This window comes from Sediminibacterium sp. (genome assembly GCF_019264485.1).
In the GTDB taxonomy this organism is placed as follows: domain Bacteria; phylum Bacteroidota; class Bacteroidia; order Chitinophagales; family Chitinophagaceae; genus Sediminibacterium.
Genome location: NZ_JAHVAA010000012.1, coordinates 262,427 through 284,371, shown reverse-complemented (window position 1 = coordinate 284,371; position 21,945 = coordinate 262,427). Strand labels below are relative to the sequence as shown.

Genomic DNA, 21,945 nt, shown 5'->3' with positions numbered 1-21,945 from the left:
GTCCGGAAGTCCGACGATGACATCTGTAATAAATTTTTCTTTCGGTCTTCCGGACTTTCCGACTTCCTGACTTCTAACTGCTTATCCACATCTTTTTTTTAGCCCCCGTTTTCCCCCTACATTCGCTGCCCTTTAAGAACTTTAAAACGGTAATTTTTCATGTCGAATTTTGCACCATTGGTTGCTGCCAAACTAAACCTGCGAATTGTTCAGGTAGAAGCAGTATTGGATTTATTTGAAGAAGGCGCTACTATTCCCTTTATTGCCCGATACAGAAAAGATAAAACAGGTGGTCTGGATGAAGTTCAGATTCAACAAATACAGGATGAATCTAAATTCCTGAAAGAATTTACAGAAAGAAAAACTTTTATTGAAAAAGCCATTACCGAGCAGGGTAAGATGACGGAGGAGTTACAGAAAAAACTGGATGCAGCCACCACGCTTACCGCACTGGAAGATATATATCTGCCTTATAAACCCAAACGAAAAACAAAAGCTCAGACAGCAAGAGAAAACGGACTGGAACCATTGGCAGCAATCATGCTGGCACAACAGCAGGATGATGTAGTGGCGGAAGCGACAAAATATATCAATGAAAAAATAAGTTCTGCTGATGATGCTTTGCAGGGAGCAAGAGACATTATTGCAGAACTGGTGAATGAAAATGCGGAAGTACGTGCAAAAATGCGTAAGCTGTTTGAAGATACGGCTACCATGCAGAGTAAAGTGCTGACAGATAAAGAAACAGAAGGGATTAAATACAAAGACTACTTCGATTTTTCGGAACCCATCCATAAAATTCCTTCACACCGTATCCTTGCCATCCTGCGTGGGTTTCTGGAAGGGGTTTTAAGAATGAGTATTGCACCACTTGAAGATGATGCCTTGTATTTGTTAGAGCAACAGTATATAAAAGGTATGAACCCCTGGTCTGATCACCTGAAAAAAGCCATTCGTGATGCTTACAGGAGATTGATGCAACCCAGCCTCGAATCGGAGTTCAGGACGGCGCTCAAACAGAAGGGAGATGAAGAAGCAATTACTGTATTTGCAGAAAACCTGCGGCAGTTATTGCTGAGTGCACCACTGGGCAGGAAAAATCTGCTGGCAATAGATCCAGGTTACCGTACAGGTTGTAAAGTAGTATGCCTCGACAATAAAGGAGACCTGCAAACAACAGATCTTATTTATATCCATGAAAACAACCGGATGTATGAGAGTGAGCACAAGATTAAAAAACTGGTTGAACAATTTAAAGTAGAAGCAATAGCCATCGGTGACGGTACTGCTGGCAGAGAAACGGAGCAGTTTATAAAAAAACTCAACCTGGGTCTGCCGGTATTCTTGGTGAATGAAGACGGAGCTTCCGTTTACTCTGCCTCGGAAACTGCAAGAGAAGAATTTCCTGATCATGATGTTACGGTTCGCGGATCTGTAAGTATTGGCAGAAGACTGATGGACCCATTGGCTGAACTGGTAAAGATTGATCCGAAAAGCATTGGGGTAGGACAGTACCAGCATGATGTAAACCAGTTCCGTTTAAAAGAACGACTCGATCAGACAGTGGTGAGTTGCGTGAATACAGTAGGTGTAAACCTGAATACGGCCAGTAAACACCTGCTGGCATATGTTAGTGGTATAGGGGGAAGTATGGCCGAAAATATTGTTCGTTACAGGACAGAACTGGGCGGGTTTAAAGACAGGGCTCAGTTATTAAAAGTGCCCCGTCTGGGCGCTAAGGCATTTGAACAGTGTGCTGGATTCTTACGTATAAAAGACGGCAGTAATCCACTTGATGCGAGTGCCGTTCACCCGGAAGCTTATCCGATTGTAGAGAAAATGGCTGCTGCATTGAATGTGGGTGTAAAAGAATTGATAGGGAATGAACCATTGATTACAAAGATCGACCCCGGACAATATGTTACTGAACAGTTTGGAGAACTCACACTCCGCGATATTCTTCATGAATTAAAGAAACCAGGTCTCGATCCCCGTAATGAACTCGAACAATTTGAGTTTGCGTCGATCTATAAAATCGAAGATGTGTATGTTGGAATGGTAGTGCCCGGTATGGTAACCAATCTTACCAGATTTGGGGCCTTTATTGATATTGGTGTAAAACAGGATGGACTGGTTCACGTAAGTGAAATAGCTCACCGGTACATCAGCGATCCCGGAGAGGCGTTAAAACTGGGACAGAAAGTAAATGTAAAAGTGCTGGAAGTAGATACCCTTCGTAAAAGAATTGCGTTATCCATCAAACAAACAGAAACCGCTGCAGTGGCAGGTGTGAAAAGCAATAAGGGTACAAGAACCAATGGGGCCTCACCTGCCAGAAAAGAAGAGAACCTTTCCGATATGAGTGTAAATGATGCACTGAATGTATTGAAGAAAAAATTCGGAAAATAAGAGAATAGAGCCCATGTTGGTTAATATAAACATGGGCTCTATTCTGTTTCCTCTTTGCGCAACAGAGAGGGCTGGGTCCAAAGGACTCCTATGGAGGTGAGTTGATGAATGGTGATATTGAATTGGGAACTTGCGTTATCTTGTATCCTTTAAATCATTACCATGAAAAAAATAGTTTGTCTGCTGATCAGTGCATTATTCTTTACATTTTCTTATGCGCAGGATAATAAAGTAAATCCCATCATCAAAGATTTTGGCCCTGTATATGAAATACCCGATGCGGTAGAAAAGCCAGACCCCAAACTTAACTACAAACTACTCGTTGACCTTGTCATGGCCAGCAGCAAACCAGATACGATCAATTTAGGTATTGAAGCGGCCTGTACTTTGCTGAATCTGCATGGGGTTGGAGGAGTGCCTAAAGAGAAGATCAAAATGGTGATGGCGGTGCATAATGCAGCCGGGTATACAATTCTTAATAATGAAGCTTACCGTGCAAGATATAAAGTTGATAACCCCAATCTGCCCATGATTAAAGCTTTACTGGACGCAGGTGTAAAGATTGTGGTATGCGGACAAACACTTAAAAAAAGAGGGATTGATCCGTCAACCCTGGCAACAGGCGTAGGTGTAGCCACTTCAGCCTTAACTACTATTACCACCTACCAGTTGAAAGGGTATGCTACGATAAAATGGTAGAGGAAATTTTGATTTTTTGATCTTTGATTTTTCGATTTTAGATAGCCCTAAATCAAAAAATCAAAAATAAATTCATTCGTTTTTCCGGGCAATCAAAATATAATAGTTAAATATTCCGGCTTCTTTATATCTGATACTGTTCTTTATTTCTAATTTGAGATCGGTCAGGTATTTTTTATATTCATCAATATCTAATTGAACAGGATGTAACATGTCTCCCGGCAACCACTGAAATATTTTTTTCAAAAAAGGAAACCGGTGTGCATCGGTAGATAAAACCAGGTGTCCACCGGGCTTTAATGCATCAAATAAACGCTGGCAGCATAAGGCAATATCATTTACATGGTTGATGGCATTCATGCAAAAAATAGTATCGTACTGTTCTTTATCCGTCAATAATTCGAGCGGTGATTGTAAGAATCTTGTCCATGGATAAGCCTCTGTGTTAAAATGCGGCAGGTTTTTATATCGTTCTAATAACGGATCCAATGCAACGACCCGATGACTTTCTAACACCATAAACAGGCCTGCCGGACCACAACCTGCATCAAGAATTGATTGGTTGGGTTTTTCTAAAATGGGTTCTTTTAATGAAGATAAAACCTGGAGCCAATATGTTTTTTTATATTGAAGATATTGAGACGGCTCTTTTTTATGCAGGTATTGCTGCCACCATTTATACTCCAGTTCCTGTGCCAGCCGCCATTTTAATTTCTTTTTCATACCCGATTGATTGCTGCACAAATTACTGGAAATCAGATTATTCCTGTGTTTATATGTAGATAATATAGCCTCTTATGTAATTTTTCCATCGGAGATGGTTTTGGAATAAGGATCAGTTGTATCTTTTGCAGATCAAAATCTGTACGAATGAGAAAACTATTCTTCTCTGGGCTCGCCGTTGCAGCTTCAGCCCTTGTAGCCACAGTGATAACAACAGATGAAAATAACCGTTCCTGGTTATTCAGTGCTGTAAACCTTGCAGACTCTGTTAAAAAAGACACGCCTGTTTACTCCTCTTTCAAAGACCTGCCTTTGAAACCTGAAAGAGAAATTAGTTTCAATACCAATGAAGGTACCTGGATCAGTGTAGATGTAAGTCCGGATGGCAATACCATCGCTTTCGATCTGATGGGCGATATCTATACAATGCCCATCACAGGCGGTAAAGCAACACCTGTTACAAAAGGACTTGCCTACGAAACACACCCGCGTTTTAGTCCGGATGGGAATAAATTATTATTCACCAGCGATAGAAGTGGTGGCGACAATTTGTGGGTAATCGATCGTGTAAAACAAGACACGCTTCAATTAACCAAAACAAGAGTCGACGATTATGTAAATGCTGTATGGACACCCGACGGTAAATATGTAATTGCCAGCAGGGGGAGAAGATTACCCCGTTTATGGATGTTTCATGCAGATGGTGGAGGCGGTATTCAATTAAATGATGCGCCGGGTGGATTGAAAACAATTGATCCTTTTATCAGTCCGGATGGCAAGTCGGTTTATTACAGTCAGCGCAATGGTTCATGGAACTATAATGCCTTGTTGCCTCAATACCAGATAGGTGTTTATGATCGTGATAAAGGATTAACCAGCACAATCACCTCACGTTATGGCTCAGCATTCACTCCAACACTTAGTAAAGATGGTCAGTGGATGGTTTATGGCTCACGTTATGAGGATAAGACCGGTCTTGTAATACGTAACCTGAAAACCGGCGATGAAAGATGGCTGGCATATCCGGTACAGAGAGATGAGCAGGAGAGTATTGCACCTCAGGGTGTATTACCAGGCATGGCATTTACTCCCGATAGTAAAAACCTGATTGCCAGTTATGGAGGTAAAATATGGAAGATACCTGTAAGTGGAGAAGCTGCTGTAGAAATTCCTTTTGATGCAAATATCAAATTGGAACTCGGACCACGTTTGTATTTCAATTACGATATTAAAGACACAACTCATGCACTGGCATCACAGATAAGAGATGCTGTGCCAAGTCCGGATGGGAAACAACTGGCATTTACGGTATTGAATCGATTATATGTAATGGATTATCCGAATGGTACACCAAAGCGTGTAAGCAATCATAATTTCACAGAAGCCATGCCCGCATGGAGCCCTGATGGAAAACAAATTGTTTTTGTAACATGGGATGAGAAAGAAGGAGGGCATGTATATAAAGCAACAGTGTCAACCTCGCAGGTAAGCAGGTTAACAAGTGAAGCTGCATTTTATATGCAACCAGCCTGGAGCTATAACCAGCGGATTGCTTTCTTCCGTGGACCAAAGCGTTTGTTTAAAGATGCAGAAGATCCATTCTTTAGCGGTGAAGAGGCAGAAATGGTTTGGATGAATGAGAATGGTGGCGCTATCACAGTGATTGATAAAGCCCGTAACCGTGGTAACCTGCATTTCACGAAAGAGTCAGACAGGATTTTCCTGAATACAGGTGGCGGTGCATTGATATCTATTCGTTGGGATGGTACAGATCCAAAAGTACATGTACGGATAACAGGTATCACCACATTTGGATCGGTACTCGACGGGCATGATGATACACATGAAGCAGTTGCTGCAACAGGGAAGGAATATGTGATGGGAAGATATATGTCGGTAGCAGATCCATTAAACAATTGCATGCTGCCCGAATCGTACAGCAGCCGAGAGCCACAAAATATGCCATCATCAGCAGGTATTATCTTAATGGCACCGGTAGGCAATCAGGCACTCGCACAGGTAAATAATAATATTTATGTGGTAACGATTCCTGAAACAGGTAAAACACCCAATATTTCTGTAGCAGAGCCCTCGTCGAGCATTTTCCCTTCGCGTCAGTTAACTGAAATAGGGGGAGAATTTCCGGCATGGGAAGAGAATGGAAAAAAAGTACACTGGAGCCTTGGTAATGGTCATTGGGTGTATGATACTGAAAGGGCCAAAGCTCTTGAAGATTCTGTAAAAGAAGCCAAACGTGTTGAAACCAAACGTGCGGCCGATAGTGTAAAAGCATTAACAGCCGCCGGACCTGATGCAAAAAAACTTGCTGATTCACTGGCTAAAAAGAAAGCAAGCGATCTGGCCGCAGCATTAAAAGCTGATCCGGCAAAAGCAAAACAGGATAGTCTTGATAAAGCCGAGTTAAAGAAAAAAGAAAAATATGCTCCTTATGAGTCACAGGTAAAAGTATATTTTGAAAAAGATATGCCCAATGGAACCATCCTGTTAAAAAATGCACGCATCATTACGATGAAAGGGGATGAAGTAATTGAGAAAGGAGATATCCTCATTGTCAACAATCGCATCAAACAGGTTGGAAAAGGAATTGCAGCACCTGCAGGCGCGAAAGTAATAGACTGTTCAGGTAAAACAATTACACCAGGCTTTATTGATACACACTCACATATGTGGCCATTCTGGGGACTGCATAAAAATACGGTGTGGATTTATGCAGCCAACCTCGCATATGGTGTTACCACGACCCGTGATCCACAAACAGCTACAACAGATGTATTGACATACAGTGATATGGTAGATGCCGGTACCATCCCCGGCCCAAGGGTATATAGTACGGGCCCAGGTGTAGGATACTGGATGTATAATCTCCGAGATCTTGATCAAACCAAAAAAGTACTGGAACAATACAGCAAATATTATAAAACACAGTACATCAAAATGTACCTCACAGGTGTGCGTCAGCAGCGTCAGTGGATCATTATGGCAGCTAAAGAACAAAAACTGATGCCAACAACAGAAGGTGGGCTGGATTATAAATTGAACATGACACATTTACTTGATGGCTATCCAGGGGTGGAACATGCAATACCTGTTCACCCATTGTATAAAGATGTAACTAAAACCATTGCAGAAAGTAAAATGGCACATACACCAACCTTACTGGTAGCGTATGGAGGCCCATGGGCTGAGAACTATTACTATACAACAGAAAGTCCAGTTCACGATCCTAAGCTGAATCGTTTCACACCCTATGAAGAACTCAGTGCCAAAGCACGCAGAAGAACGGGTGGCAATGGTGGATGGTTTACACCGGAAGACCATGTATTCAGTAAACATGCCAAAGGAACCAAAAGCATTGTAGAGCAGGGTGGACTGGCAGGTGTGGGTAGCCATGGACAATTGCAGGGCTTAGGTTATCATTGGGAACTGTGGAGTGTGGCCAGTGGTGGTATGAGTTCGCTGAATGCATTAAAAACGGCTACTATCCTTGGTGCAACAGCGTTGGGGCTTGATAAAGAACTGGGCAGTCTCGAAGCAGGTAAACTCGCTGATATTGTCATTATGGATAATAATCCATTACAGAATATCCGTAACACCAACAGTATCCGTTATGTTATTAAAAACGGAAGGATGTACGATGGTAATACACTCGATGAGATTTATCCCAGTCAGAAAAAATTAGATATCAGCTCCTGGACCAAAGAAGCACCGAAAGTGACAACAGGAGTGAAGGAGTAAAATGTTTGATCGCTGATGTAGGATGTCGGATGTCGGATTTGATTTTGAGATTTTAAAACAAGTGGCGTTACTTCTTGTAACGCCACTTGTTTTTTAACATACCCTAAAAAATCCGACATCCGACATCCGACATCTGACATCTGACATCTGACATCTCTACATTTGTATGCTGTTCACTGCGGCCAGTGGCTGCGGAATATCAGTTTCATCCAGCATTTCCCTTAAATCAATTTCAATGGTTCTGCTGAGGGTAGTGATGGGCACATCATTGGCATTTCCTTCAAAAGGATTTTCGGTGGCTTCGCCAATTTTTTCCATGGTATTAAATACCCAGTTAACGATTACACTAAAGGGTATGTTCAGCCAGATCATATGCTCTCCCAGTTTGTTGAATTCCTGTAATAAACCGAAAGGAACCACAAAAGTAAAGAGACGGATGAAATACAGATTGATACTCGCAAACTGTCTTGGGTAAGGAAAATTTTTGATTCGCTCACAGCGTCCCTGTAAATCGTATAGCTGTACCAGCAGGTTTTCCATTTCCACATAATTGAGTGGGTCGATCAATCCGCTATCCTTCAGTTTTTTCAATTGCGCTGATTGCTGACTGATAAGCTGTGTGGCCCTGTTTTTCTTTGACCATACATACTGAAAATCTGCTTCGTTCAAATATGGTTTTAACGCTTCTTCAAACGGTGTATGGTGCTCGGGAATGGAATAGAATTTCCGGTATTCGAGGTTATATATTTTATTGATGTTCTCCCAGGGTCTTGTTTCCCTGAGCTGATAACGTAAAGCGGTGAGCCATGCAATATGGCGATAGATCAGTTCCTGGTGTATAGATTTATCCTGCTCGGTATTTCCAACAAAATCTTTTACCAGTATACCCCAGGAACGGCTGCTGTTAACAATGCCGCCCCAAATCTGTCTTGCTTCCCATAAACGGTTATAGGTTTGGGTATTCTTGAAACCAATGATAAATGCTGCTGCTGTACCAATCATGGCAATAGGTACCCATGGAATAGCCAGCCAGGTCCAGTCTAAACATTGGTATAAAATGGTGGGGATGCTGGCAAAAATCAGCAGGCGATAAATATCTCTTCTCGTCCAGAAAAGAAACTCGCTCAGTTTGTAGTGGTTTCCAATATGCATGGAGAAAAGTTAAGAAAACTTCCGTGTTTTTCTCAGTGTTTTCTGTGTCTTCAGTGTCAAATTTGTCCGAAAGTCCGAAAGACCGAAAGTCAGAAGGAGTTTGCCACTGAAAGCACAGAAGCACACTGAAAAAAGGTTAAAAATCGGGGTTTACACCGGTGTAATTGGAAGGTGTAATCGCTTTCAATTCTTTTTTCACCGCTGCGCTTACTTTGAGCGACTGAATAAAAGTCTGCATGGTTTTCTTATCAATCTTGTGATTACCACGGGTAAGGTCCTTTAATGCCTCGTAAGGATTTGGATAGTTTTCTCTTCTCAAAATAGTTTGAATGGCTTCTGCCACAACCGCCCAGTTATTTTCCAGGTCCTCTTTCAGTTTCGCTTCATTCAAGACCAGTTTACCCAATCCCTTTTCAATCGATTTGAATGCAATGGCAATATGCGCAACCGGAGAGCCAATATTTCTGAGTACAGTAGAATCAGTAAGATCGCGCTGCAAACGGCTGATGGGTAGTTTGGCTGAAAGATGCTCCAGTAGAGCATTCGCCATGCCCAGGTTGCCTTCTGCATTTTCAAAATCAATCGGGTTTACCTTATGTGGCATGGCGGAAGAACCTACTTCACCTTTTTTGGTCTTCTGTTTGAAATAATCCATGCTGATATAAGTCCAGATATCCCGGCAGAGATCAGTCAATATATTATTGATGCGTTTCAGTGCATCGAAATGTGCCGCAAGGCTATCGTAGTGTTCAATCTGCGTGGTAAACTGCATACGTTGCAGTCCAAGCGTATTTTCCACAAAATCATTTCCCAAAACCACCCAGTTCTTTTTTGGAAAAGCAATATGGTGGGCATTAAAATTACCAGTGGCTCCTCCAAATTTAGCCGCATAAGGTATGCTGGCAAACAATTCTACCTGATGGTTCAGTCTTTCTACAAACACCATAATCTCTTTACCGAGTCGGGTAGGAGAAGCCGGCTGACCATGTGTACGTGCCAGCATGGGTATATCTTTCCACTGAACAGCTAACTGGTATAAATTATTCTGCAGGTTAATAAGAGAAGGAAGGTATTCATGCTCCATACAATGCTTCCAGCTCAATGGTATGGAAGTATTATTGATGTCTTGTGACGTAAGTCCGAAATGTATCCACTCTTTGAGATGGCTGATGCCTGCTTTATCCAATTGTTCTTTAAGAAAATACTCAACAGCTTTTACATCGTGGTTGGTAACCGATTCAATCTGTTTAATTTGCTGGGCATCGTCGATACTAAAACCATCCAGCACTTTTTTTAGTTGTACACGCGCTTTTGGAGGTAGTTTGAAAAAACGTTTATCGGCCAGAAAAAAGAAATATTCTATTTCAACCAGTACCCTGTACTTGATAAGTGCGTATTCGGAAAAATAATCGTCTAAATGCTGAACCTGTCTACGGTAACGGCCATCAATAGGGGTAACAGCGGTAAGTGGGGTGAGTTCCATCTGCGATTTTGAGGTTATTTATTGATTATTGGTTTTCTTTGCTGGCAAATTTAGCTGAATTGGACAAGAGATTAAGGATTGGAGCCGTTAGTTATTTGAATACCCGACCCATGATGTATGGTGTTCAACGTTCCGGACTCATGCAGAAAGTAGCACTGGTGGCCGATTTTCCGGCCAAAATTGCTGCTATGTTGCTAAATGATGAAATCGATATAGGTCTGGTACCCGTAGCCATTATTCCCCGCTTAAAAGAAGCCCATATTATTACCCACTACTGTATCGGTGCCGTAGGCAGGGTTGAATCGGTGGGAATTTTCAGCGAAGTTCCGCTAGAACAGGTAGAAAAACTGATACTTGATTACCAAAGCAGAACATCGGTTAATCTGGCAAGGATTTTATTAAAAGAATACTGGAAGAAAGAAGTTGCCATTGAACAGGCGGAAGAAGATTACAGGCACTTAATTAAAGGCAGTACTGCGGCAGTGGTTATTGGCAACAGGGCACTGGTGCAACATAAAAAATCGGCTTATTATTACGATTTGAGTGAAGCATGGCAACAACATACCGGATTACCTTTTGTATTTGCCGCATGGGTAGCCAATAAACCGGTGGATCCGGATTTTGAAGATGCTTTTAACCGTGCCAATGCCTATGGTATCAATCATATAGACGAAGTAGTGGATGGGCTTGATTTTCCCGATTATGACCTTAAAAAATATTATACACAGCATATCAGTTATACATTCGATGAGGAGAAAAGAAAAGGATTGGAACTGTTTCTTCAAAAATTAACCCAACTCTGAGCCCCTATGAATGGTATATCTGTCATCAGCATTTGTTTTAATAACCTCGCCGATGTGCAAAGAACCTGTGCTTCGGTAGATGCCCAGCGCCTGCATCCTCAGGAACATTGGATCATCAATGGCTCTACAAATACAGATATTGCCGACTGGCTTGAAAAAACACCCCAACCTTCATATCGTAAATGGATCAACGAAAGAGACAAGGGTATTGCCGATGCTTTTAATAAAGGCATACAGAGGGCGGAAGGTACTGTTACACATTTATTGAATTCCGGAGACATTTATGCCGATGCTGATGTACTTTCAAAAGTAGCTGCATTCTTTCGTGCCCACCCGCAGGTACAATGGATCAGTGGAAATATTGAATTGATACGAGGTGGCGAAAGAGTTGTGGTTGGAAAACCTTTTGAACGTTCAAAACTTTACAGAGGTATGCGTAGTGTATTACATCCAACCTGGTTTGTAAAAAAAGAAGTGTATGGAAGAGTAGGCAGTTTTAAATCTGATTACAAAATTGCCATGGATTATGATATGATGTGTCGCCTGGGTAACGAACCCTATCAGTATATACCTTGCACCATTACTATTTTCGATGATACAGGAATCAGTTCCACACAGTACCTGCGTTCTCTGGCAGAAAGTAAAAAAGTATATGAGTCTTATTTTGGTCCTTCTCTGAAACTCGAATGCTGGCAACTGCGTTTAAAACTCCTCCATTATTTATTACAAAGCGGATTTGGACAATGGCTCTTTCGCCTGAAGAAAAAAATGGGGCTGGAGAACTGGTGAAGGCCTGTGGTTTTATTGTGGCTATGAGCTATGAGTAATTTAGTACTGAAACAATACTCGTAGCTCGTAACTCAAAGCTCGCAGCTCAAAAAATTGCTACAACTTATCTGATCATTTCAATTACCTGTTCGGGTGTCACTGAATCGTAAGGTATATCAACTACAAACTCATATTTATTTCGAACGGTTTCTTCATCTTTTAATTCCTCCTGTATATGTTTTGGATAAACAGCTGTAAAACGGGTGGATAGTTCTTTAGGATAAGGCGAAAACCGTTTGTACTGCGACCCGTTGAAAATAGCGACTACCGGACACCCAACGGCTACAGCCAGGTGAACTGAGCCGGTATCAACCGATAATAATACAGCAGCCTGTTTGAGTACAGCAAGCATTGCCGGTAAGGAAGTTTTGCCGGTAAGATCGAGCAGGGGATAAGTATAAGCTTTGCAAAATGCATCGGTATATACCTTATCACTATCAGCACCGCAAACCAGGGCAGTAAAGCCTTTTTGTTCATAGAGATAGGCGGCCACTTTAACGAAATGTGCCACAGGCCAGATCCTTGTTTTACTTCTCGATCCGGGAAAAATAACCATAAACTTTTCTGGTAAATCCGGATAAGCAGGCAGCAAAGCTGATGGAACAGTAGTATCTACTACCGATGAAGAAACTCCGGTAACAAATTCAGTAAACATCCTGTTCCGGTAAAATTCAAATATGGGTTGTTGTGGCTGATGAAACAGTTGACTGTACAGATTTTTGTCGTAACCAAGTTCATAGGGCTGTACGCTTTCAGTATTAGCAACCATACCAATATTTTGTGCTGACCTGGCGGCTCTAACAATGCTGTCATCATAACGTTTATCGCGGGAGAAAGCCGGATTGATAACCGTGGTATAACTCTGGCGGTAAATCATTTGTAAAAACCGGTATCGATACTTAAGTTCTTTTTTAAAACGTATTTTATCGATCCAGAAATGCTTATTTACTGTTGATGCATCAAACTGATCAAATAAAGATTTCCAGCTGCGGTTACCACAAAAATGTATCTCATGATCGCGGTATTTGGGTGATGAAACGATTTCGTTCAGGAAATTACGCCAGAGTATATAATCTCCGATTTCATCTACACGAACAATCAGCAATTTCGGGGTAAGGGTTTTTTGCCTGAAACCTGAACAGGCCAGCCATAGTATGCAGTCGTATATAATGCCTTTAATGCGGTTTGTCATGAAAGTGGCTAATCCTTACAAATGTACAATCTGAATACAGATGAAGTCAGATTTTATGGCTTGGCCGGCGATGCTTATTTTTACCCTGATTAAATCAACTAACATGGGCTTTTTGGGTGAACTGAAAAATCGTTTTTATACCAAACTCCGCCGTACACTGAACCTGGAGCAGATAGATCATAAGCTGAACCGGGTAAATATGTTACAGGTGGAAGATTACCTTCAAACCCATTTGTACAATAACCCACGTTACCAGCAGGCTGATAAACTCAATCGTTTCGAGTTCCAGGCTTTTTCACAGGTAGGAGATGATGGTATTATCGAAGAAATATTCAAACGTATTGGTACCACTAACCAATATTTTGTTGAGTTTGGGGTTGAAAATGGCAGCGAAACCAACAGTACTTATTTATTGTATAAAGGCTGGAAGGGTTTATGGATGGATGGGAGCGAAGCCAATATAGCAACCATTCAGGCAAGCTGTTCCAAAGCCATAGCCCGTGGCGATTTAAAAGCCATGCAGGCATTTATTACGGCTGAAAATATTGAGTACCTGTTTGAAAAAGCAGGCATTCCTGTAGAGCCCGATCTTTTATCGATTGATATTGACCGTAACGACTTTTATGTATGGAAAGCCATTCAAAAATACCGGCCACGTGTAGTAATTGTTGAATACAATGCAGTGTATCGCCCCGGTTGTGAGTTTGTAGTCGATTATGATGCATCGGCTATGTGGGATGGATCAAGCAATACAGGTGCCAGTCTTGAATCGTTTTGTAAATTAGGCGAAGAAAAAGGGTATAAACTCGTTGGGTGCTGTTTTGCAGGTGTAAATGCTTATTTCGTAAGGGAAGACATCATGGGTTCACATTTTACCGGACCATTTACTGCCGCCAATCATTACGAACCACCAAGGTATCACCTGTACACCAAGCCCGGTCATCCGCGTAAAATAAGTTTGTAGTATTTAATCCCTTGTTTTCCGCATAAAAGCACTTCCACTTTTATCAGGCATCAGAATAACATGTTCACCTGAGGTTTTACAGAATTCATCAATGGCTTTTTTCGAACCATCCCAGTGCAGACTTGAATAATCGTGTAAGAGAAACAATCCGCCTTTGGGCATTCTTTCATAAAAAAACTCAAGTCCTGCTTTGGTGGGTGCATATAAATCGCAATCAAGACTTACAATAGCATACTGTCTGCGGGCATGTTCATCGGTAATGGTATCCGGGAAAAAACCTTTCACAAAAGAACATTGCGTAACGGGCATACCAATTACCTGCTTCACAAGTTCAATAGATGTATTGTTAAAGTCGGTATCCTTGGCTGCATCAATGCCTTCAAGGTCTTTTTTGCTGAACCCTTCATAAGTATCGAATAAAAAGACTTGTCGGTTGTATTCCTTCGCATAATATGCCAGTACAGAAGCGGTATTACCTCTCCATACACCGAGTTCGGCAAAATCGCCCTGAATATTTTCAGCTAAAACCTGTTTGCAATTCAATATAAAGCTCCATAAACGGGCAGTATCGCCTCCATTGTTTCTGCGGTTAAATAACGAAAACCTTTTTTGTAGTTCCCTGAACTCAGGATGAGCCTGGAAAGCGGTATGTGAATCGGGTTGGTAAGCAGTAAAAAAAGGCCCCCAGTAGGAAAAGCCGAGGTGAAAAATATTACCCAGTATTTCCTGTGTATGAATACGGTTCAGTAATCGTTGTGTTGGCGTATGCTTCTTGAAATAGCCTTTAATCTTTACCAGAAAATTTTTCAGGTCACTCATGCCTTTGCAAGTTAAGGTTGTAAGCTGTTTTCCGATTCAATGAATTGTTGTGCCAGTTCGCTATCGTCTTCATGAAACAGACAGATATCGTAATAGGCAATACAACTATTCTCGGCCTGCGCATAACGGTGCAGGTCGGCAATTACATTTTCCTGGTCAATAGGAGCACTCATGAGGTAACGTCCTTTGTTATCAAAGAAAATAATATTACGGTAACCAACTGCTTCCAATGTAAGTAAGGTAGATAAACCATCTTCACCAATAGCATCCATATTGGTGCGATTGTATTCAAAATAAATGACCGGTTTTTTTTCACGGATCAGTTTTGCAGAGCCGCGTATGATAATCGTATCAAATCCTTCACAGTCTATCTTCAATAATTTCAATGTTCTGTTTTGGAGGTGTTCTTCAGCCAGCACTTCATCGAGTGTTTTGAAATGAATCGTCTCGCCATTATCTTCATTCGGTATCAGGGTGGTATTCCATCCCGATTTTTCCATGGATACTTTTTTGCTTTCGATTTTTTCGCCAAGGAATGTTTTGATCAGTGTTACATTCTTTAAAGACATGGTATTTCTTTTGAGAAACTCAAAAGCAAAATCATCTCCTTCAATACCAATAACAGGTAATTCAATCGCCGATTTAATAATGGCGATGGTGTCGCCAACATTGGCACCTACATCAAGTACGGAGAGAGAAGGGTATTTGCCCGCCACACAGGCCGATAAACGACCTAACTGGCTATTGGCACCCGGATCGTATTTATAAGTGCTGATCTGGGGATTGTTACCCGGCATTTCCAATACATAATTGCCTACAGTAACTTTCTTTATCCTGTTCACTTTTTTATGACTGTGAACATTCACTTTTACAATATCATACCCTATACTGTTCAGCAGGGATCTTATGAGTTTGCGCATACAGCTACTTTAAAAGGCCTTGTTGTCTGGCAATATTACTACCTGTTGAGGATATCTGACACAATCTTTTCAAATTGTGGCTGGTAACAAAAATCATAAGCACCCGGCCCTTCTGGTACCACATTCGGACATTGATGGTATACTTCCAGTATCCTGGTTACTTTCAGCGCTTCTGCAAGCGAAAAAGGGAAGGACTGATTACCGATGAATAGTTTAGATCCGGCAATAATGGAAGCCAGTTCTGCAAAATTGTTTACAGGCTGATAAACCAGTTGCGGTATTTCCTGTTTCATCGACTCATATTCATCCGGTACACCTACAAATACCAGGTTGGAATAACGGGATAAAAATGAATATGAAATGCCGGGGGTATGGTAGCGACTGCTGCGTGCCAATACAATCTTGTCTGCAAAATTCTTATCCGGTATTACCTGTAACCAGGGCTTGCCCAGGTCGGCAGTTATGGCAAATGTGAGAAAATACCAGCGGGTAATACTGTACATTCTATAGTCGAAAGGGAAAGAACGAAAAGCAGTAAGATCATAATGAATGGGCTCGCCCTTCCATGGGCCAAAAAAATGAATATCCGGTTGCTGAGCCATTAAAGGTGCAAACAGGGCAACGCTTTTTTCATTCAACATCACATTACCATTCGGATGTTTCATCTGCCTGGTGAAATCGCGGTTAGGTTGACCTAATTCAAAATATAAATGAATTTTTCTTCCATTGGCCAGTGCTTTCATGGCTGGTATGGAATAAATAACATCACCGGCATGTCCTGTGTGTTTAAAATGCACAGTATCGCCACTTACAGGAACCAGTGGGGTCAATACCTGCGGGGTATTCATGATTCCGCTGCTGAAACTTTTTTCCTTTTGTCGGTGGTTATAGGAAAGTTTCCAGTCAGTCCATATTTTTTTCAGGAATGACATCAGGCCTGGTTATGTTTGGTTATTTTTAAAACGATTACCACATTATAATCTATTTCACAGTTGCTGCTGAATAATATTTCATAACTGATACCCGGTACTTCATTCATTTTTTGTAACATCAGATCATAACCCATGTTAGCATGAATATGATAAGGGTTCATGGGAATACCCATTTCACGACAATAGACTTCATATTTTGGCTGATCGGGAAATACAAGGATAAGATTACCCCCTGGTTTCAGGATGCGGATAAATTTGTGTAATGCATCACCGGTATCTGTAAAATCTTCTATCAGATGGCTGGTGTACACATAATCATATGTGTTGTCAGGCACAGGAATATCATTATTGATAACATCAACACCAATATCTACTTTGTCTTTTCCGGTATGCGTGTAAGGCTGGGGAAAATCAATACCATCACAATTTGTTTTCATGATTTTATCACCGCCAAAACCAATATCACAACTTTTACCTGTGCAATAGAAAGCCACCCAGTGACGCACTTTTGATGTTTCTGACGGCGAAACGAACCGGATGCCAAACCATCGACTTAGTGTTCCTTTAATTTTTCTTTCAAGTGTAATAGCGAGACTCATAATTAAATGTATGAATTATAATTCCAGCCCCGGACTTAAGTCCGGGGCTGGAATTATTTATAAATTGAATAAGCCTTTTAATGCATCAATCCTGAAACGGATCACCGGCCATGATTTAGCCGATTGTCTGCGTAACAGGTATAAAATGCCCAATATAAAAGAAGCTCCCAGTTTAAACAGGTATTCAACAATTTTGAACAGGTAGGCCAATCGGCTTTTCTGTAAAGTTCGAACACGTTCACCTCTGCCATAACCACTGGCCACGCGGTAAAGATAAGCAGGTGTGAGTTTTGCTACTTCAACCACATGGTGAACAATAATATGGGGGTCGTAATAAATGATGTGGCCCAAAGCCTGTAAACGGAAAAAGAAATCTTTGCCTTCGCCACCAATTCTCAATTCGCCTTTTACACCGGGTAAAGCAGTATTGAATCCACCGATTGTATCAAACAGGCTTTTCGGTACAATCATATTCGACTCAAGCGGATATTTGCCGGGTTTAAAAGCAGCTAACTGTGGTGCATAATCAAAATTACCTACCATGGAAGATACATAACGACTCATCCATTCGGGTGCTGTAGGTATATACCTTGGTATGATTTTTCCGCCCAGACCTCCGGCACCCGGATAGCTTTCAAAAAACTGTACAATGCGGCTTAAATAATCATCATTGGCTATGGCGTCATCATCCATAAAACACAAGAGGGGAGATGTAGCTAAGGCGGCACCCGTATTGCGTGCAAAAGAAGCTCCCTGTTCTTTTTCATTCAGATAAATAATCTGCATGTCTGGATGTGCATCAATGTATTGTTTGCAGAGGTATTCAGTATTGTCGGTTGAATTATTATTTACAACAATTACTTCAAAATGAAGCCTGGGAAGTGTTTGTCGGTATAAACTGTCTAGTGCATCCGTCAGGTAGAGTGCCCGGTTATAGGTGCAAATAATCACAGATATCTGTATCGCCTTATTGCTCATAAACGGTTCAAAGATACGAGAGCTTTGTCTACAATGGCAGGCCAGTGGTAACGCTCAAAAAAAGGTTCCGGAGTACTTCCCTGCTGGTATGGATTAAAGTTGTTCATGGCATTGGCAAACAGTTCCCAGTTGTAATCGGGAACAACCCTCATTTTAGCACCTGTTAACGCTGGTAAAATGCCTTTGGCGCCAGTTTGGGTGGTGATAACAGTCTGGTGGTAGGCCAGTGCCTCTACCAGTTTGGTTTTGATGCCTCCCCCTAATGTAACAGGGTTGATGGAGCAATCTGTACCCGACATGAAAACGGAGATATCATCCACAAAACCGGTTACAACCAGTTCGGGTTGTTCTTTCAGCACTTTTTCCCACTGAGCCGATAAATTTTTACCACAGATAAAGATGCGGAATGATAAACGATAATTTCTCAAACGGGGTAACAGCTCATATACAATTACATGCAAAGCATCTGTATTGGGTGTATAATTGAGTGTGCCATTAAAAAGAAAGAGTGTGCAGTTGGATGGGATGTTGAAATAGTCTATCAGCCGTTTGCGTAATGTGGGTTTGAGATCAAGAATGGCACTGTCTAAAGAAACCCCGTAAGTAAGCACACTTGATTTGGAAGGATCCAATTGCCAGTTGGTTAATGCATAAGACTGGTCTTCTTCTGTAATGAAAAAACTATGATCGGCTTTGCGGTGAACAATGCGTTCATACTGATAATACAATTTCCAGAAAGGTCTTTGTAAATCCCTGAAACGATATGCTTCAATATTATGTGATCTGATAACAAGTTTCTTGCCTGTAAAAAAACGCAATAACAAACCCAGCCATCCAAAATAGGAGTGTTCGATGATAATAATATCAATCTTTTGTTTTCGTATCAGTGCAATAAGCCTGAAGAGGTATAAAATATTCAAAGGCCCTTTCCAGTGATCAAAAAGAAAATTCTCCACCTGTACATGGGGTATACTATCGGTTCTGTTTTGTTTGGCTACTGCCAGTACCACTTTTGTATGCGTGGAGAGTTCTTTATAAAAACCCTCCACGCATTTTTGTCCGCCCATCTGTGCCGGAAACACCGGATATGAAATGATACCAAGAACAACAGGTTGCTTCATCAGGCTTTTTCTTCCCTTTTTTTCCGGAGTGAGAAGAATGCAGCCAGTATCAGCAATAGCCAGATGGGTGCTGATGTAATAACCGCAATTTTAGCACTGTTATAATAAGAGGCGGGTTTAAATTCAAATACAATTTCATGATTGCCTGCCGGTACTGCAAGTCCGCGTAATACATAGTTCACTTTTACAATCGGCGTTTCTTTACCATCAATATAGGCTTTCCATCCCCTGTCGTAAAATATTTCGCTAAAAACAGCGAATTGATTGCTGCTGCTGTTTGAACGGTAACGTACTAGGTCATTGTCGTTTATAATCTGTGTTATGCTTGCAGTAGAATCAAATACGGGTGCAAAGGCAATACTGTTTTTATATTGCTCTTCTACAATGGCGGTATCGCCGGGTGAAAACTGGTTCATGGCTTTCATTACTTCGCCCGCATCTTTTTCATATCGAATACCTTTTACAAACCAGGCATGTCCTAATGCAGCAGGATTCACCTGTAATGATGGTTGTCCGTTTTGTGGATTAGGTACAATTACATAACGTGTATTCAGCATGTTCAAAACCCCAATATTCATAGGCTGTTTGGCTAACTGAAAACTAATCAGGTCCTGGTAAATACTCAACTTGGCCGGATGATAACCGCCTACTGAACGATGATGATAAGCAGTGATGGCATCTGTATAAGGATCTGTTGTAAGATTTAGAACCCTTGGTCTTGTCGTATCATTTAATATCTGCTGATCAATAGCAGTAGGAGAAAACTGTCCTTCATTTACCACATCAGCATCTCCGAAATTTCTTTCGTTCAGGTAACGTTTGCCAACAGTAAACAGATCGGCAGAACTTAATACCAGGATAGCAATCAGCACATAGGCAGTTTTTAATTTTTGCTGTACAGCCAGCCATAATAAACCCACTGCAGCGGCAATAAACAGGATACTTCTAAGTAGATCTGATCCAAAAAGTGAACGTCTGTCTTCTTTCAATACATTGTAAAGACTATTGGCTTCTTCCTGATTGCCACCCAATGATTGCGTTAAAATATTTTTTATTGAATCATCATTCCCAGTATAATCAAATGAGAAATACAGTAGTACTGCTCCCAATAAGAAAGCACCGGTTATGAAAACAGATTTTTTTAACCCTGCCAGCGCAACTGCTTTGTTTTTTTCTTCAAACAGAAACTGTTGTAATGCCATCATACCCAAAAGCGGGAACAATAATTGCGGAAGGATCAGGATAATACTTGGTGCCCTGAATTTGTTGTATAAGGGAAGATTATTAAACAGGAAGGTATTAAAGGAAAGGAAGTTACTTCCCCAGCTCATTACTACTGCGAGTAAACAAACAGCCAGTATCCACCAGCGATGCCATGTTTTCAGGTAAACCATTCCCAGAATAAAAAGGAAACAGATAATGGCACCAAAATAAACCGGGCCTGAAGTCATGGGTTGTGGCCCCCAATAAGTAGGCATACTTCCTGCAAACCCTACTGCCTGGTCTTCAGGAATGCCTTTTTCTATTAACTTTTTGGTAAAGTTGGCGTTGATATCAAGTTCACCGCCACTGCTTCCGCCATAGATACCCGGAACAAGAAATGTATAGGTTTCAGCCATACCATAACTGCCATAGTAAAAAGCATAATCCGTTTCAAGTCCTTTGCGCTCTTTTGCTTTTCCTGTTGAGTCGAGCATTATCGCATTACCACGCATCGTAGCATTTGAATAATCTTTGGTAGTGGCTAATGACACGATATTCGGGCCCACTGCTAATAATCCCATGGAAATGGCCAATGCCAGCGAAATCGCCATATGCCTGTACTCTTTTTGTTTGACCCATTGTATGATGAATCCAATGGTCATAAACCCGGCCATGATGAGGAAATAATAAGTTACCTGTAAATGGTTCATGGCAATGAGCAGGAAAGCAAAAAGGGCAGTTAAAGCCGCTCCCCACCAATACTCTTTTTTATAAATAAGCCATAATGCACCCAGTAATGCCGGCATATAACCCATGGCCTGCATCTTAGTATCGTGTCCGGCTGAAAGTATTACCGGATCATAAGTGGCATAAGCATAAGCAATACTACCGAGAATACCGATCCATGGTTTGGACCCAATGACCTGTGATAGAAAATAAAAACCAATACAAAGCAGGAAGAAGAAACCAATAGGCTTACCCATGAACAACATGAACAACTGATGAAAATAAACGGGAGTGATAGGATTGGCCGCTTCCATGGCAATCTGGTAAGCGGGCATACCACCAAACAGGTTATTGTTCCACAATGGATAATTACCGTGTTTTTCTTTATAATTAAACAGGTCCTGGGCCATTCCCTTCCAGTGCGAAACATCAGTTGTATTTAATACCTTCCCTTCGAGGGCAGGCTTACAAAAAATAACCGCAACAATTAAAAAGATACCCACTGCGATGGCATGGGGTAAAAGAGATTTCCATTGGAACTGCTTCATGCTGTTTTTTTCTAGTACAGGCAAACCTACAGGAAAAATTCTTTCATTTTTACCCGCAGGGGCTCATTTAAAAGAGATTGATTGTATTTT

General features: G+C 41.3%; 17 protein-coding genes. 6 read left to right on the top strand and 11 right to left on the bottom strand.

Going from position 1 to position 21,945, the window contains the following annotated elements:
- The first annotated feature begins 159 nt into the window (after positions 1–159).
- Both KXJ59_RS10865 and KXJ59_RS10860 read left to right on the top strand, forming a co-directional pair.
- Positions 160–2,409, top strand: coding sequence for a Tex family protein (locus KXJ59_RS10865; protein ID WP_295204495.1), 2,250 nt, complete (start codon positions 160–162; stop codon positions 2,407–2,409).
- Positions 2,410–2,571: 162 nt separating this feature from the next.
- Positions 2,572–3,108, top strand: coding sequence for a DsrE family protein (locus KXJ59_RS10860; RefSeq protein ID WP_295204493.1), 537 nt, complete (start codon positions 2,572–2,574; stop codon positions 3,106–3,108).
- A gap of 72 nt (positions 3,109–3,180) precedes the next feature.
- On the opposite strand, the gene KXJ59_RS10855 is transcribed toward KXJ59_RS10860, so the two are convergent.
- Complete coding sequence (locus KXJ59_RS10855) at positions 3,181–3,831, bottom strand: methyltransferase domain-containing protein (RefSeq protein WP_295204491.1); 651 nt, start codon at positions 3,829–3,831, stop codon at positions 3,181–3,183.
- Between the two features lie 147 nt (positions 3,832–3,978).
- Here KXJ59_RS10855 and KXJ59_RS10850 point away from each other — a divergent pair, with 147 nt between their 5' ends.
- Positions 3,979–7,587 carry an amidohydrolase family protein gene (locus KXJ59_RS10850; RefSeq protein ID WP_295204489.1) on the top strand — a complete coding sequence of 1,203 codons (3,609 nt, stop codon included), beginning with the start codon at positions 3,979–3,981 and terminating at the stop codon, positions 7,585–7,587.
- 156 nt (positions 7,588–7,743) lie between these two features.
- Here KXJ59_RS10850 and KXJ59_RS10845 read toward each other — a convergent pair whose 3' ends face one another.
- Complete coding sequence (locus KXJ59_RS10845) at positions 7,744–8,739, bottom strand: bestrophin family ion channel (protein WP_295204487.1); 996 nt, start codon at positions 8,737–8,739, stop codon at positions 7,744–7,746.
- A gap of 136 nt (positions 8,740–8,875) precedes the next feature.
- Positions 8,876–10,222: an adenylosuccinate lyase gene (gene purB, locus KXJ59_RS10840; protein WP_295204480.1), complete on the bottom strand. Its 1,347-nt coding sequence runs from the start codon at positions 10,220–10,222 to the stop codon at positions 8,876–8,878.
- Positions 10,223–10,281: 59 nt separating this feature from the next.
- Between purB and KXJ59_RS10835 the strand changes: the two genes are divergently transcribed.
- Positions 10,282–11,025 carry a menaquinone biosynthesis protein gene (locus tag KXJ59_RS10835; RefSeq protein WP_295204478.1) on the top strand — a complete coding sequence of 248 codons (744 nt, stop codon included), beginning with the start codon at positions 10,282–10,284 and terminating at the stop codon, positions 11,023–11,025.
- Positions 11,026–11,031: 6 nt separating this feature from the next.
- A complete protein-coding gene (locus KXJ59_RS10830; RefSeq protein ID WP_295204477.1) occupies positions 11,032–11,814 on the top strand; it encodes a glycosyltransferase in 783 nt (260 codons plus the stop codon).
- Positions 11,815–11,917: 103 nt separating this feature from the next.
- On the opposite strand, the gene KXJ59_RS10825 is transcribed toward KXJ59_RS10830, so the two are convergent.
- Complete coding sequence (locus tag KXJ59_RS10825) at positions 11,918–13,045, bottom strand: glycosyltransferase family 9 protein (RefSeq protein ID WP_295204476.1); 1,128 nt, start codon at positions 13,043–13,045, stop codon at positions 11,918–11,920.
- 55 nt (positions 13,046–13,100) lie between these two features.
- Here KXJ59_RS10825 and KXJ59_RS10820 point away from each other — a divergent pair, with 55 nt between their 5' ends.
- A complete protein-coding gene (locus KXJ59_RS10820; protein WP_295204474.1) occupies positions 13,101–14,009 on the top strand; it encodes a hypothetical protein in 909 nt (302 codons plus the stop codon).
- Positions 14,010–14,012: 3 nt separating this feature from the next.
- Here the strand turns inward: KXJ59_RS10820 and KXJ59_RS10815 are convergent, their stop codons facing one another.
- From KXJ59_RS10815 to KXJ59_RS10785, 7 genes are read right to left on the bottom strand one after another with little or no spacing between them, the layout of a single operon-like run.
- Complete coding sequence (locus tag KXJ59_RS10815; protein WP_295204472.1) at positions 14,013–14,828, bottom strand: TylF/MycF/NovP-related O-methyltransferase; 816 nt, start codon at positions 14,826–14,828, stop codon at positions 14,013–14,015.
- Between the two features lie 11 nt (positions 14,829–14,839).
- Complete coding sequence (locus KXJ59_RS10810) at positions 14,840–15,748, bottom strand: FkbM family methyltransferase (protein WP_295204470.1); 909 nt, start codon at positions 15,746–15,748, stop codon at positions 14,840–14,842.
- 38 nt (positions 15,749–15,786) lie between these two features.
- A complete protein-coding gene (locus tag KXJ59_RS10805) occupies positions 15,787–16,680 on the bottom strand; it encodes a hypothetical protein (protein WP_295204469.1) in 894 nt (297 codons plus the stop codon).
- Positions 16,680–17,279: a methyltransferase domain-containing protein gene (locus KXJ59_RS10800; RefSeq protein ID WP_295204468.1), complete on the bottom strand. Its 600-nt coding sequence runs from the start codon at positions 17,277–17,279 to the stop codon at positions 16,680–16,682. Before KXJ59_RS10800 ends, KXJ59_RS10805 begins: the two co-directional genes overlap by 1 nt.
- A 57-nt stretch (positions 17,280–17,336) precedes the next feature.
- Positions 17,337–18,257 (bottom strand): glycosyltransferase, encoded by a 921-nt coding sequence (locus KXJ59_RS10795; RefSeq protein WP_295204466.1) that lies wholly within the window; start codon positions 18,255–18,257, stop codon positions 17,337–17,339.
- Entirely contained in the window at positions 18,254–19,378 is a 1,125-nt protein-coding gene (locus KXJ59_RS10790; protein ID WP_295204464.1) for a glycosyltransferase, read from the bottom strand. The genes KXJ59_RS10795 and KXJ59_RS10790 overlap by 4 nt, the downstream gene beginning before the upstream one ends.
- Positions 19,378–21,855 carry a YfhO family protein gene (locus tag KXJ59_RS10785; protein WP_295204463.1) on the bottom strand — a complete coding sequence of 826 codons (2,478 nt, stop codon included), beginning with the start codon at positions 21,853–21,855 and terminating at the stop codon, positions 19,378–19,380. The genes KXJ59_RS10790 and KXJ59_RS10785 overlap by 1 nt, the downstream gene beginning before the upstream one ends.
- Between the last annotated feature and the right edge of the window lie 90 nt (positions 21,856–21,945).

Excerpts from the sequence above, each read along its gene's own strand:
- KXJ59_RS10865 (WP_295204495.1), top strand. The coding sequence starts at position 160 with ATGTCGAATTTTGCACCATTGGTTGCTGCCAAACTAAACCTGCGAATT.
- KXJ59_RS10860 (WP_295204493.1), top strand. The coding sequence starts at position 2,572 with ATGAAAAAAATAGTTTGTCTGCTGATCAGTGCATTATTCTTTACATTT.
- KXJ59_RS10855 (WP_295204491.1), bottom strand. The coding sequence starts at position 3,831 with ATGAAAAAGAAATTAAAATGGCGGCTGGCACAGGAACTGGAGTATAAA.
- KXJ59_RS10850 (WP_295204489.1), top strand. The coding sequence starts at position 3,979 with ATGAGAAAACTATTCTTCTCTGGGCTCGCCGTTGCAGCTTCAGCCCTT.
- KXJ59_RS10845 (WP_295204487.1), bottom strand. The coding sequence starts at position 8,739 with ATGCATATTGGAAACCACTACAAACTGAGCGAGTTTCTTTTCTGGACG.
- purB (WP_295204480.1), bottom strand. The coding sequence starts at position 10,222 with ATGGAACTCACCCCACTTACCGCTGTTACCCCTATTGATGGCCGTTAC.
- KXJ59_RS10830 (WP_295204477.1), top strand. The coding sequence starts at position 11,032 with ATGAATGGTATATCTGTCATCAGCATTTGTTTTAATAACCTCGCCGAT.
- KXJ59_RS10825 (WP_295204476.1), bottom strand. The coding sequence starts at position 13,045 with ATGACAAACCGCATTAAAGGCATTATATACGACTGCATACTATGGCTG.
- KXJ59_RS10820 (WP_295204474.1), top strand. The coding sequence starts at position 13,101 with ATGGCTTGGCCGGCGATGCTTATTTTTACCCTGATTAAATCAACTAAC.
- KXJ59_RS10815 (WP_295204472.1), bottom strand. The coding sequence starts at position 14,828 with ATGAGTGACCTGAAAAATTTTCTGGTAAAGATTAAAGGCTATTTCAAG.
- KXJ59_RS10810 (WP_295204470.1), bottom strand. The coding sequence starts at position 15,748 with ATGCGCAAACTCATAAGATCCCTGCTGAACAGTATAGGGTATGATATT.
- KXJ59_RS10805 (WP_295204469.1), bottom strand. The coding sequence starts at position 16,680 with ATGTCATTCCTGAAAAAAATATGGACTGACTGGAAACTTTCCTATAAC.
- KXJ59_RS10800 (WP_295204468.1), bottom strand. The coding sequence starts at position 17,279 with ATGAGTCTCGCTATTACACTTGAAAGAAAAATTAAAGGAACACTAAGT.
- KXJ59_RS10795 (WP_295204466.1), bottom strand. The coding sequence starts at position 18,257 with ATGAGCAATAAGGCGATACAGATATCTGTGATTATTTGCACCTATAAC.
- KXJ59_RS10790 (WP_295204464.1), bottom strand. The coding sequence starts at position 19,378 with ATGAAGCAACCTGTTGTTCTTGGTATCATTTCATATCCGGTGTTTCCG.
- KXJ59_RS10785 (WP_295204463.1), bottom strand. The coding sequence starts at position 21,855 with ATGAAGCAGTTCCAATGGAAATCTCTTTTACCCCATGCCATCGCAGTG.